The 12283-nt window shown below is 64.4% G+C and carries 12 protein-coding genes; 8 read left to right on the top strand and 4 right to left on the bottom strand.

The features are described 5' to 3' along the window. The 5 genes from GKE56_RS08695 to GKE56_RS08715 all read left to right on the top strand — a co-directional run bounded on the left by GKE56_RS08695 (position 1) and on the right by GKE56_RS08715 (position 4859). Complete coding sequence (locus GKE56_RS08695; protein WP_195908057.1) at positions 1 to 981, top strand: glycosyltransferase; 981 nt, start codon at positions 1 to 3, stop codon at positions 979 to 981. A gap of 47 nt (positions 982 to 1028) precedes the next feature. Then, the gene (locus GKE56_RS08700) at positions 1029 to 2162 is read left to right on the top strand and encodes a glycosyltransferase family 4 protein (protein WP_195908058.1); all 1134 of its coding nucleotides are present in this window, start codon (positions 1029 to 1031) and stop codon (positions 2160 to 2162) included. Continuing rightward, positions 2159 to 3124, top strand: a complete 966-nt coding sequence (locus GKE56_RS08705; protein ID WP_154684211.1) for an NAD-dependent epimerase/dehydratase family protein — start codon at positions 2159 to 2161, stop codon at positions 3122 to 3124. The genes GKE56_RS08700 and GKE56_RS08705 overlap by 4 nt, the downstream gene beginning before the upstream one ends. Positions 3125 to 3131: 7 nt before the next feature. Further along, positions 3132 to 4115 (top strand): class I SAM-dependent methyltransferase, encoded by a 984-nt coding sequence (locus tag GKE56_RS08710; protein ID WP_154684212.1) that lies wholly within the window; start codon positions 3132 to 3134, stop codon positions 4113 to 4115. Positions 4116 to 4178: 63 nt separating this feature from the next. Next, positions 4179 to 4859 carry a bifunctional 2-polyprenyl-6-hydroxyphenol methylase/3-demethylubiquinol 3-O-methyltransferase UbiG gene (locus tag GKE56_RS08715; protein ID WP_154684213.1) on the top strand — a complete coding sequence of 227 codons (681 nt, stop codon included), beginning with the start codon at positions 4179 to 4181 and terminating at the stop codon, positions 4857 to 4859. 37 nt (positions 4860 to 4896) lie between these two features. Here the strand turns inward: GKE56_RS08715 and GKE56_RS08720 are convergent, their stop codons facing one another. After that, positions 4897 to 5769 carry a glycosyltransferase gene (locus GKE56_RS08720; protein WP_195908059.1) on the bottom strand — a complete coding sequence of 291 codons (873 nt, stop codon included), beginning with the start codon at positions 5767 to 5769 and terminating at the stop codon, positions 4897 to 4899. Between the two features lie 300 nt (positions 5770 to 6069). Here GKE56_RS08720 and GKE56_RS08725 point away from each other — a divergent pair, with 300 nt between their 5' ends. The 3 genes from GKE56_RS08725 (at position 6070) to GKE56_RS08735 (ending at position 9604) form a co-directional block, all read left to right on the top strand. Beyond that, on the top strand, positions 6070 to 7242 hold the full coding sequence (locus GKE56_RS08725) for a lipopolysaccharide biosynthesis protein (RefSeq protein ID WP_154684215.1): 1173 nt from the start codon (positions 6070 to 6072) through the stop codon (positions 7240 to 7242). Then, positions 7239 to 8612: a hypothetical protein gene (locus GKE56_RS08730; protein WP_154684216.1), complete on the top strand. Its 1374-nt coding sequence runs from the start codon at positions 7239 to 7241 to the stop codon at positions 8610 to 8612. Before GKE56_RS08725 ends, GKE56_RS08730 begins: the two co-directional genes overlap by 4 nt. 161 nt (positions 8613 to 8773) lie before the next feature. Continuing rightward, complete coding sequence (locus tag GKE56_RS08735) at positions 8774 to 9604, top strand: class I SAM-dependent methyltransferase (protein WP_195908060.1); 831 nt, start codon at positions 8774 to 8776, stop codon at positions 9602 to 9604. Between the two features lie 52 nt (positions 9605 to 9656). Here GKE56_RS08735 and GKE56_RS08740 read toward each other — a convergent pair whose 3' ends face one another. From GKE56_RS08740 to GKE56_RS08750, 3 genes are all read right to left on the bottom strand, one after another. Then, on the bottom strand, positions 9657 to 9869 hold the full coding sequence (locus tag GKE56_RS08740; RefSeq protein WP_154684218.1) for a hypothetical protein: 213 nt from the start codon (positions 9867 to 9869) through the stop codon (positions 9657 to 9659). Positions 9870 to 10057: 188 nt separating this feature from the next. Further along, positions 10058 to 11017 (bottom strand): glycosyltransferase, encoded by a 960-nt coding sequence (locus GKE56_RS08745; RefSeq protein WP_154684219.1) that lies wholly within the window; start codon positions 11015 to 11017, stop codon positions 10058 to 10060. Positions 11018 to 11032: 15 nt separating this feature from the next. Continuing rightward, positions 11033 to 12259 carry a nucleotide sugar dehydrogenase gene (locus tag GKE56_RS08750; protein ID WP_230208845.1) on the bottom strand — a complete coding sequence of 409 codons (1227 nt, stop codon included), beginning with the start codon at positions 12257 to 12259 and terminating at the stop codon, positions 11033 to 11035. Between the last annotated feature and the right edge of the window lie 24 nt (positions 12260 to 12283).

A 12283-nucleotide genomic window follows, 5' to 3' on the forward strand; every position in this document is an offset into this window, starting at 1 on the left:
GTGAGGATCGACGACTGGCTGTCGCACCTCGACGTGTCGGCGCAACACTTCCGCCATGCCGGACTCGGCAACCTCCGCCCCTCGACCGTGTTTCGTCACCTGCCTGAGGTCGTGGCCGCGGAGATCACGACCCGCCGTCTCGCACATGGCAAACGTGACTTGCTGTTGATGTCGCGCGAGGCCAGCCCCCTCAGCCACGGGGAGGTCGAGGAGCGCTTTCTGCGGTCGGCGGCGCACTCCACCTACGACTTCGACGACGCGTTGTTCGAGGACGGCTCCGGCCTGCGGAGCATCTACGCCAGGCCCGCGAAATGCCGGCGCGGCGTCAGCACTGCGGACGTCGTGATTGCCGGAAACGACTATCTCGCGGGCTGGGCCTCCCAGCATTCCCGCGACGTGCGTGTGATTCCTTCATGCATCGAACCGTCGACGTACCTGGTCAAGGGCTCCTGGGCGGTCGGTGAGGCGCCGGTGATCGTCTGGCTCGGCTCCCGCACCACAGAGCGGTACGTCGAATCCATCGCACCCCAGTTGCGCCGACTCCATGAGACGACAGGGGCCCGGCTCCGACTCATCAGCGGGCCCGGCCCGGACAGCATCGGTCTGCATGGGTTCGTCGACCGCGTGCCATGGGACCTGCGCACCATGCCGGGCCTGCTCGCCTCCGCAGACATTGCCATCGCCCCCCTGGACGACTCACCGTTCAGCCGAGGCAAGTGTGCCTACAAGCTCTTGCAGTATGCAGCGGCGGGGCTGCCCATAGTCGGCTCTCCCGTCGGGGCGAACGAGCTCGCGCTGAAGCGGTTCGATGGCGTTGCCGTCGGCCCTGACGAGAGCTGGGCCGACGCGATCGCGGGTGTCCTCCACGAGGGTGATGACGTGCGCCGACAGCGCGGGCTCACTGGCGTTGCCGCTGTGGCGGAGCACTACTCCTTTGACGCCTGGGCGGATGAATGGACCCGAGCGGTGGGCCTGTCGTGAGTCGGGACCGGCCAATCGCCGTCGTCAGCACCACGATCTCCCGCACCGTGGACCAGTTCTACCGAGAGATCACCGGGACGCTCCAGCGCGAGGGCTATCGCGTGCATGTGATCACCAGCGCAGGCCCCGAGATCCCCGCCCTTCGCGCCCGGGCTGATCACGTCCACATCGTGCCCATGGCGCGGGCCGTTTCGCTGGTTGCGGACCTGCGAGCGCTGCTTGGATGGATCCGGGTGCTTCGGCAGGTGCGCCCCGACGTCGTGTTCGCGGGAACGCCCAAGGCCGGTCTGCTCGGGATGGTCGCGTCCAAGCTGACCCGAGTTCCACGCCGCGCCTATTTCCTGCAGGGGCTCCGCCTCGAGGGCGTCGAAGGGCGCCACCGGGCCATCCTGAGCGCGATGGAGCGATTGACCAGCTGGTGCAGCCACGTGGTCATTGCCGTGTCGCCGTCGCTCGCCACCCGGTACCGAGTGCTAGGACTGGACGCGGGCAGGCCGCTCGTCGTGCCACATCACGGCAGCAGCCACGGCGTGAACACAGAGCACTTCACCCCGATCCCGCGAGCGGAACATGTGCTCTTCGATGCCGGACTCCAGTCCTCGGTGCCCGTGCTGGCCTTCATCGGTCGCCTGACTCGGGACAAGGGACCGGACGCCCTGATTGCGGCGGCACGCAGGATTCGTGAGCTCGGTGACGAGGTCCAGCTCCTCATCTTGGGCGCCCAGGATGAAGCCGACTCTGCGGGCTACCTGGAGCGCCTGCGGGGCTCCGGCCTCCCGTTGGCCGTCTACGACCACCTCGAGGATGTCCGACCGTTCCTCTCGGTCACGGACATCCTTGTCCTTCCCACCTGGCGCGAGGGCATGCCCAACGTGGTCCTTGAGGCTGCCGCGATGGGGGTTCCGGCAATCACCACTGACGCGACAGGGGCTGTGGACTCGGTCGAGGACGGACGCACCGGCTTGATCGTCCCCGTGGATGACGCACCCGCCTTGGCAGCAGCGATCGACCGCCTCCTGCGTGAGCCTGAGCTCCGCCGTGAGATGGGCGCTGCCGCCCGCGCACGCGTCGTCGCCGACTTCCAGCCCCGGGACGTGGCCGCAGCGGTGGTGGCGGCAGCTCTCGGCGTGCCAAACCCGTCACCGGCCGCCAGGCCAATGGTCGGAGGTGCGTCGGAATGACCTCCGAAGTTGTCTACCTCACCGGGGCCTCGGGCTTTGTGGGTCAGCACCTCCAGCGGCTGCTGCCCGCGCGTGGCGTGCGAAAGATTGTCACCGTCGGACGGTCGGGCAGCGATCTCGACTACGCGACCTTTGCGAAGGCCGAGCTGGAGGCCGACTCGGCGGTGATTCACCTGGCTGGGCAGGCGCACGACCTCCACGGGTCGGCGGACGAAGCCCGGTACGAGGCGGCCAACGTTGCCCTCACCCGCGACGTCTACGAGGCCTTCCGGGCCTCGAAGGCGCGCACCTTCATCTTCTTCAGCTCGGTCAAGGCAGTCAGCGACGCCCCGGCCGGCATCCTGCGCGAGAACGATGAACCACACCCCACAACGCCATACGGCCGGTCGAAGCTGCGAGCCGAGCAGTACCTCGCTGGGCGGCCGCCGGAGCCGGGCCAAGAGCTCTACGTGCTTCGACCCTGCGTGGTTGTGGGCCCAGGGGTCAAGGGTAACTTCGCGTTGCTGAACCGGCTCATCAGAGCGCGGATCCCTTATCCGCTGGGAGCGTTTGCGAACCAGCGGTCAGTCCTCTCGATCGACAACCTTGAGTTCGTCGTGACCGCGGCCCTGAAAGGGGACCTGCCGCCGGGCACGTACAACTTGGCGGACGACGAGCCCCTCTCAACAGTCGACATGGTTCGGACGCTCGCAGCCGCGCACGGGCGCTCGCCCAAGATCTGGCCCATCCCGGTCAGTGTGGTCAAAGCCCTGGCCAGAGCTGGCGATGTGCTGCCTCTCCCCCTCAACTCCCTACGCTTGCAAAAGCTCACCGAAAGCTATGTCGTTGACAATGCTGCACTGAAATCTGGTCTGGGGGTGGAGCGGCTGCCAGTCTCGCCGCGAGGAGGGCTCATACACTCAGTCGTCCACACTCGTCAGGCCGGAACATCGGAAGGGCGGTCCCACAATCAGCCCCGATAGGCAGCCCATGACTTCCATGCAGGCCGGTCGTACGGCATCCGCCAACCTTGACATGGCCGACCTCAACATCACCTCCGTGACGCATGCCCACCTGTTGGCGTGCGTGAATACCGAGCTCCTGGCACGGGCCGTTCCGGGGAGGACTCTGCGGATCTTGGACGCCGGATGTGGCAATGGTGAGCTCATCCGGGTCCTCGATGTTGCGCTGTCTGCTTGGTATCCAGATTGCCTGGTGGAGGTGTACGGCTACGACGTCGGTGACCATGGAGTGCAGTCCGCCGGGTTCTTCGACTCCACCGTCCGCCGCCTCAGCGAGGAGAGTCCGAGTGTGGACTGGACCGAGCGGCTGCATCTCATTGGGGCGAGTTCGGGGTGGCCATTCCCGGACGAATACTTCGACATCGTGGTCAGTAACCAGGTTCTCGAGCACGTGGACGACCACCTGCACTTCTTCAAGGAAACCCGAAGGGCCCTCAAGCAAGGTGGAGTCGCACTCCACCTCTTTCCACTTCGTCACTACCTGTGGGAGGGACACCTCCACCTTCCGCTCGTTCACCGAATCCAGTCCCACGATCTGCGGTATGCCGCGATCAAGCGAATGAGTCAGATGGGAATTGGACCTTTTCGCAAGTCAAAGGCCGCCGGAGAAGGGCGGCAGCTCGCCGACTATTCGGAACTACACGCCGACTACGTCTGGCACTGGACGAACTACCTCACCGAGTCGCAGGTGTACGCGCTCGCGCGTCAGGTCGGACTACGCGCGAGCCTGCGGTACACGCCAGAGTTCTATGTGCAGAAGTTGCGCCAACTTCGGCGCAAGCCTGCGGTCCGCCAGTACGACACCGAAGGGCGCGCACTCACGGACGCCTTGGGCGCCAAGTGCCTTCGCTACGCCTCCAGCGTCACGGTGCGGCTTGAAAGCACCAACTCGTATCACTTGGGAGTCCACGGCGACGAAGGCGGATCTGCGGGTTCCGAACCCCGTCAGTGAGTCTGCTCGGGGCTGTGGTCGCTCAGCCCGGTCGACGCTCGACCATGGTGTAGGTTCCTCGCCATGTGCAACCAGGCCGGCATCACGTTTGTTCGAGACGCATTGACAGAGCCGGACGTGAAGGGCAAGCGGGTCCTCGAGGTCGGCGCATATGACGTCAACGGCAGCACGCGTCCGTATCTGAAGTCGTTCGCGCCGTCGGAGTACATCGGGGTGGACATCGAGGACGGACCCGGCGTCGACATCGTGTGCAACGCCGAGACCCTGGTCGAGCGGTTCGGCCCGCAATCCTTCGACGTGGTCCTAACGACTGAGATGCTGGAGCACGTTCGCGACTGGCGCCGAGTGATCTCCAACCTCAAAGGTGTCCTGCGGCCGGGTGGGGTCCTTGTGATCACCACCCGATCAAAGGGATTCCCGATCCACGCCTACCCATACGACTTCTGGCGCTACGAGCTGGATGACATGCGCACCATCTTCGCTGACTTCGACGATGTGACCGTCTCCCCCGACGCCCCGGAGGCGGGAGTCTTCGTTCGGGCTATCAAGAGCACCCGCACGGAGCCGGATCTTGCGCCCATCGAGCTCTACAGCATGATCCGTCGGCGCCGCACGCTCGACGTCTCGAACGCTGAGGTGAAGGCCCTTAAGGCTGCTTGGATCGCCTGGAATAAGGTCAAGGGACTCATCCCCACGACGATGAAGCAAAGCCTTCTGGATCGCCTCTCCCGTCCTGCGGGCTGACGCCAACCCGCAGCGGCTGACCAGGCGGCACCGTCAGCTAGTCGTCAGCGAGGACTCGATTCCAAGGGCTCGCGATGACGTACTTGAAGAGTCCCCACTGCGTATTCCGATCCACCTTGCCCACCCGTCCCGCAATGAGCGCGAGGGTCAACTTCAGGGCCGCCTCCACAACGCAGATGGCCTTGAACGTTTGGGGAACCACATGCCAGCGCTGGTGATACCTGCAGGCTGACTGATAGCTGCGTACGAGGGCAGTGAGCGGGGCCGCATTTGCGGAGGCGCCTCCGATGTGTCGTACGCGCCATCCCCGCTCTATCAGGATCTGGCCACCTCGGCCTCGCCACCGTCGCCCGAGGTCGATGTCCTCGTAGTACATGAAGTACCGGTCATCGAAGCCGCCGAGGCCGAGAAACCGCTCGCGCGAAATGGCAAAGCAGGCTCCCGAGACGAAGTCGATGGGTCGGTCAGGGTCCAGTCTCACTCTCGTCCTGAGGACCCGTTGCTTGAGTTCGAACCACATGCTGCGATCCGGCCCGAACGTGGCCTCCGTCTGACCACTCGGACTCTCTACGAGCGGGCCGATCATGCACAGCGGGTCTGCGCCCACGGTCGAGGGCAACGGTGTCAGCAGCTCGGCGTCCGGGTTCAGAAAGAGGATCCACGGGCGGTCTGACGCGGACGCCAGTTCGTTGCAAGCGCGTCCGAATCCCACGTTGTCGCCCTGTCCCACCACGTGGATCTCGACTCCTGAGGACACCCTTCGCTCGAGGTCATCGAGCAGTCCAGGCTTCGGCGAGTTGTCTCGAACCAGGATGCGGGTTCCCTGGGGCATGTAGGCCTCCACGGAGGCCACCAGCTGCGGGAATGTCCGACCACTGTTGTACGTCACGACACAGACATCCACACTCACGCGTTCCACGGGTCCCTCGTGTCCTGTCGATCGCCGCCGGTTCTCATTCACGGGTCCGAGTCCCGCTGAAGACCCCAGCACCGACGAAACAGTACACTGAGGCCGCCCAGGGGACCCTCGAGCCCCGCCTACGTCGAGAGCCCTTGAACCGTGGTGTTTGGCCCGTTCCACAACGTCGTGACGTTACTTCGGCGTCCGCAGTCGAGGGTGCTCATACTCACCGCTATCTCGCTCGGGACCCTCGGGCTCACCGCTCTGCTTACGGCTCGATGGCTGGGCCCCGCCGACCGCGGTGTTCTGGTGATCGCGATCTCGATGTCCAGCGTGACCACGCTCATCGGAGCGCTCGGGCTCACGAGCACCTTGCGCACGCTCTTCGCCCACGCGGATCACCGACTCACGGTTGAGGCGTTTGCCCCTCTCGGCGCGCGCCTGCTCCTCTCGGCAGGAGTACCGCTCGCGGCCATCGGCGCGGTTGGGGTGGGCCTGGTGAGTGGAACTCGAAATCCCGCTTTGCTCGCCACAACCGCAGCATTCTCGATAACCGCCCTTGGTGCGGCCCTAGGTCGTGAGACCCTGCACGGGCTCGGTCACCACGCTGCAGCGGTGGCCTCTGACCTCTTTCCGCCGCTCCTCCAGCTCGTCGGGTCCACCCTCCTGTGGCGCGCAGGTGATCTCAGTGTGACCTCTGTGCTCGCCCTGGGCGCGTTGGGCTACGCAGGCCAGATCTGCTTCTGTCTGTGGAAGTCGGGCTTCGCCTGGAGTCGCCGCCAAGCCACCTCATGGGGTCAGCTGCGCGGGCTGATCATCATCAGCCTCCCGGCAATGCTCGCGGGAGTTGGCAACATCGTGATGTGGAAGGGCGACCGCTTGATCCTCGGCACCGTCTCGACCAACGCAGAGGTCGGTATCTACGGGACGGCGGCGAGCTTGGCCGATCTTGCGTGGATCGTCCCTTCCGCGGCGTCAGCCATCCTGATTCGCCGCGTCGCGAGCGTCGGGAATCTGTCGTCACTGTCTCATTGGCGCCGCCGGTACGTGTCGATCACGGCAGTCCTGGCCATCGGGGCTGCCGGGATATCCTTCCTGGTCATGCACTACGTTCTCGGCGGTGAGTTCGTGCGCGGCCTCCCCGCCGCATATCTCCTGTGCGGGGCTTCTGTGCTCCTTGCATCGAGCAATATCGACCTGTCCGCCTGCCAGGGCCTTGGCGACTTCAGATCTGGCTCAATCGTCACCAGCACCGGGGCGTGCGCGATGGTCATCGCAGCGATACCGCTCTCCCTACCTGTACGGGGCCACCGGTTGTGCGAGCGCCAGCGTCTTGGCATATGTCGTCACGGCCATATTCGCGCGTCGGCGCGTTCAGGCCCACACTCGGCCGTTGCCCCAGGACCTCGTCGGGCATGGCCTCGAGGCATGAAGATTTCATCGAGCCGGGCCGCGACACAGCACAGTGAGACCGCGGTATGAGATCGAAGACCCCGGGACCGTTGTTGGCCACCACGGCGCACGCGACGGATAGCAACCGCGCCCCGGGCGCGCCCACTCTGGGAGAATGGGCCTCCGGAATCCTGCTCTTCGGAATGCTTTTCGTTCCAACCACGTATCAGTCCCTCAAGCTCCCCGTTCTGAGCATCGCACTCCTCGGGGCAATCACCTCGCGTGGAGGGGTTCGGTTCAACCGGACTGGCGCCGTCGTGGTCCTAGGATTGGCGGCTTACGGAACGATGCAGGCCCTCCACGGCGCCTGGAACGCCAACCCCGGCGCGTACTCTCAGTCGACCGTGTACACGTTATGGCCCATTGTTTTCCTTGTGCTTGCGAGTCAGGTGCAATTCATTCAGCACCTCCGTCGCCTATTCCGAGTCTGCATCATCGGGGCGGCTGCGATCGGCGCATATGGGTCGCTGTACATTTTGTCCCAGACCGGCGTTATTCCTGCGAGCGGGCTTGCCACGGCCATTAACCAGGGTCAAGGAATTGTCTACAGTCGCGGGATTCTTCAATTCAGCCTCACCACCCTTTCAAGCCTTCTGTTCCTCGTTCCATTTCTGATCACGCTCATTCTTACGTGGCCCCGTGGAACCCCCTATCCCATCAACAGGTGGGTGATCTACTTCTCGCTGATCAGCACCATCGCGCTGGTAATTCTGTCGGGCCGGCGGGCTCTGCTGCTGGTCTTCGCCCTGTCGCCGATTCTGGCAGTCATGCTCGAACCCAGGTTGAGAAGGCGCATTCGACGCCTCATTGCTCCAATCATCGTGGTCGCAGTTGTGGGGTATGTCATTGTTCTTGCCCTCCATCTTGACCTGCAAGCGAACCTCTCGTGGACCGTGCTGAAATCCGACTCACAGGGGCCAGACGCCAATGCTCGATCGATGCAACTCGCGGCACTCCTGCAGGGCTGGTCGAACGAGCCCATCTTCGGCAGCGGACTCGGCGGCGTCGCTCCCGGTGCGATAAGAAACCTCGACACGCCCTGGGCGTATGAGCTCGCTTACGTCGCGCTCCTCTTCCACGTCGGACTCAGCGGAGTGATCCTCTACGGCGGCGCCATAGGAGGATCATTCGCCAAGGCCTTGCGGGAGTCGCGAAAGGTTGTGGGGCTTCGCGAGTGGAGTGTGCCGCTGCTCGTCGGCCTGACGTGCTTTCTGATCGGAAACATCACCAATCCCTACCTGGAAAAGTTTGACAGTCTGTGGGTGCTATTTATCCCTCTGATGCTCCTTCAGGTGTGGAAACGTCTTCCTCCCTCGGGAGTCCCGAGTGCCGTCGAGCTCGAACATCCCAACCACAATGCGCTTCCCCTGAATTCCGGCCACCGTGAGGACAGACCGTGACTCAACCAAACGCTTCGCCGTTCGCGTGCCCCTACTGTGGTGGCAACCAAAGCGGCGAATCGATCGCTGTCCCGGAATCCATGTTTGGTCAAGGCGAATGGTTCCAATACGACATCTGTCAGGCATGCAAGTCGGCCGTCCTTCGCGATGTCCCCCCCGCCATGGACGAGTACTACCCAGGCGAGTACTACTCGATAGGTCAAGATCCGGAGATCCTGTTCGGCGGCAGACGGAGACTTCCGGCTCGCCTCCTTGCAACGACCGCACTGTGGGGCGGGTCGCCGGGTGAGTCTGTCGTCCGCGCCACTCGGAACGGCGAGGCAGCTCGGTATGCCGGCATCCTCAGAAGCGTGGCACGAGCGGGTCTGCGTCGCGGGCGCTCGACAAGGATCATCGATGTTGGCAGCGGGTCTGGCTTCCTCGTCCACCTCTTGGCCCTTGGAGGATTGACGAATGTCCTCGGCGTCGATCCCTATCTTCCAGCGGACCGACTCCTGACATCTGGCGCCAAACTCGAGCGAGGTCATCTGGGTGAGTCCGGAACCGGCTGGGACATCGTCATGTTCCATCACAGCTTTGAGCACGTCGCTGACCCGATGGCGGAGCTGGCCCTCGCAAAGAAGGCATTGGCACCCGGCGGAAGCATCCTCATCAGGATGCCGACCGTCTCCAGCTGGGCGTTTCAGCGCTATGGCGCGGCGTGGTTTCAGCTGGACGCCCCTCGACATCTCACAATCGCGAGCCGGCTCGGGGTGGAGGCTCTCGCCGCTCAGGTGGGCCTGAGAGTGTCCTCTGTGATCGACGACTCGACCGCCGTCCAGTTCTGGCGCAGCGACCAGATCGCCGCCGACTTGGACGCGGGCCGGCCTCCGCAGGCCGTACGTCCTCCGGAACTCTCGGCGGCCGAGCTACGCACGCTCGCCCACGAAGCTGTGAAGCTCAACCGAGCCGCCGCGGGGGACCAAGCCGCTTGGGTCCTACGCGAGGAATGACCGACGGCTGAGGCGACGGGTGGGGCCGCCGGGCCGGCACTGTTGCGTCGGTTCAGCGCAGTGAGGCGTCAATGCGGGAAATCGCCCAGTCCAACAGCGCCGCGGCATACAACCGGAGCGAGATGGCGGTGTAGCCGGACCCACGACGAACGCCGGTGAGTGTCTGAACTGCGAGCTGGAGGGCTCGGCCCCGGCGTCGCGATGGCACCTGGGGGGCCGGGACACCGGCCCGGCTCTGCAGGGCGACCCGGAACGTCTCCCTCACGATGTACTCATCCCGAGTTTGGTTGAGCATGATGTCCAAGTAACGCCGAACCATCCTTCGCGTCGGCGAGAACACGGCCGCCAGTGCGATGGCTGGGGTTGCGATAATCGCCACGAGCAACTTGAGGATCAAGAAGGCATGCGAGCCTCGATAGCCCAAGGTGTTGTTGCCGTGTTGGTAGTAATCCATCAGCGGACGCGGATAGTAGGCGCACACCCCCGCGCGGCTGCAACAGTGGCGATCCAGTGATCGTGATAGGCGTTTCTGGCCTCCGGAAGCGGCAACGCGACGTCGAGGAGTGAGGCGCGGAACAAGGTCGAACAGCCAGTCACCAGGTTGGCGACCACCATGGCCTCAATACCCCGGTCCGAGGCGACGCCCAGTGGGAAGTCGTCTCGGATGGCTGTGCCTGTCTCGTCCACCACGCGCATGTCGCTGTAGATCAGAGTTGCTGTCGGATCTGCGTCCAGCGCCCCCACCAGGCACTCAAGCTTGTCGGGGTACCACGTGTCGTCCTGGTCGCACAGCGCCACGTATCGCGTGCCGGCCGGGACCCTGGCCAGGGACCGCCCGAAGTTCAGGTAGAAGCCCACGTTCTCGGCGTTCTCCTCCAGAACGAACCTCGGATCATCGCCAAAGACTTCCTGCATGTGCTCAAGGGTCTGGGCCGAGCTTCCGTCGTCCTGGACCAGGCAGATCCAGTCTGACGTCGACTGCGCCTGCAGCGACCGAACCTGGTTGGTGAAGAGGTCCATACGGGGCTCGAAGGTGGCCATGCAGATGGCCACCGTGGGCGCGGGCACGTCCAGACCCGACGCGACACGTCGGTCCACCTGGCGGAAGGGCAGTTCCACCAGTTCGGTGTCCCCGTCGGACCATCCGACACTCAGACACACGGTGGGGCGAGGCACAGCCCGATCGGTGACCACGAGGACTGCATACCCACGGCGAATGCCTTCCGGAGGCAGCCCGATGAACGGGCCGATCACGCTCACGCTGCATGATTTCCCTGCAGCACTCAGATCGCGAACGTGCGACGGCCCAGGTGTCTCCCAAAACCAGAGAACCACGGCGGCGCCGAGCTCCAGTTCGGTGCCCCCGCCTTCGATCAGCCAGCGCTCACCGGCTGCAATCTGCTGGGAATTCACGAACAGGCCCTCGTCCTAGAGCCGCGAGACGTGGGCGGTGGACGCGAAGTGCGCACCTCGAGTATCGAGCAGGTGACTGCTCTCGGCTGCAATGCCGTCAAGGTCGTACTCGGAATGTGCCTGGAGGAGAACGACGATGTCCGCCTCTCGCACGGCTTCAGAAAGGTCCTTCTCACACATGAGCTTCTTGCCCGCGGTTGCCTTGATCGTCCACTCGGGCACGTAGGGGTCGTGATACCGAACCTCCGCGCCCCACTCGAGCAGTCGCTTTGCCAGGGGATCCGCTGGGCTCTCGCGCCGGTCCGAGATGTTGGCCTTATAGGTCACGCCGAGGAGCAGGATCCTGGCCCCGTTGACGGCGATCTTCCGCTCGTTCAGAGCCTGCCAGACTCGGTTGGCAACGTAGAGGGGCGCGGCAGTGTTGATCTCCTCGGCCAGCTCGACCATCCGGAACGCGTAGCCAAGCTGCGCCTTGACGCGGTGGCTCAGATACGACGGGTCGACTGGGATGCAGTGGCCCCCTACCCCTGGACCCGGCCGAAATGCCATGTATCCGAAGGGTTTCGTGGCGGCGCAGTCGATAGCGTCCCAGAGATCGATGTCGAGCTCGTGCGAGAACCGCACCATCTCATTCACCAGTGCGATGTTCACGTGGCGGAAGGTGTTCTCGAGCAGCTTGGCCATCTCGGCCTCCTTCGCGCCCTTGGCCTCGACCACCGTGTCGATGAACTCTGCGTAGAAGTCGCGCGCGGCTCTGGTGCACTCGGGCGTCAGGCCGCCTACCACCTTCGGGGTGTTCTTGACGCCGTACTCACGGTTGCCGGGGTCGATCCGCTCTGGCGAGAACGCGATTCGGATGTCTGTTCCTGCTTGCCGCCCAGGTCCGAGAACGAGCGGCGCGAACACCTCTTCCGTGGTCCCTGGATAGGTGGTCGACTCGAGGATGACGAGCGCCCCCGGCTGCACGTGCTCGCCAATCGCCGTCGCAGCCCCCTTCACGGCACCGAGGTCAGGACCGCCGTCCTCGCTCAGCGGGGTGGGAACGCACACCACGATGACGTCCGCGGTAGCCATCTCGGCGGGATCGTTCGAGGCGCGGTAGCCAGAACTCAGCCCCGTCTTCAGCTCGTCGTCCGAGACGTCGTCGATGTGCGAGACACCGGAGTTCAGGGCCTCGACGACAGCGACATTGGTGTCCAGCCCCACCACCATGAAGCCCTTCTCGGCCGCACGCAGCGCCATGGGCAGTCCCACGTAGCCCTGACC

It is taken from the genome of Nostocoides sp. HKS02 (assembly GCF_009707485.1).
GTDB lineage: Bacteria > Actinomycetota > Actinomycetes > Actinomycetales > Dermatophilaceae > Pedococcus.

Coding starts and splice junctions, on each gene's coding strand:
- GKE56_RS08705 (WP_154684211.1), top strand. CDS start 2,159: ATGACCTCCGAAGTTGTCTACCTCACCGGGGCCTCGGGCTTTGTGGGT.
- GKE56_RS08710 (WP_154684212.1), top strand. CDS start 3,132: ATGACTTCCATGCAGGCCGGTCGTACGGCATCCGCCAACCTTGACATG.
- GKE56_RS08715 (WP_154684213.1), top strand. CDS start 4,179: ATGTGCAACCAGGCCGGCATCACGTTTGTTCGAGACGCATTGACAGAG.
- GKE56_RS08730 (WP_154684216.1), top strand. CDS start 7,239: ATGAGATCGAAGACCCCGGGACCGTTGTTGGCCACCACGGCGCACGCG.
- GKE56_RS08735 (WP_195908060.1), top strand. CDS start 8,774: ATGGACGAGTACTACCCAGGCGAGTACTACTCGATAGGTCAAGATCCG.
- GKE56_RS08750 (WP_230208845.1), bottom strand. CDS start 12,259: ATGGCGCTGCGTGCGGCCGAGAAGGGCTTCATGGTGGTGGGGCTGGAC.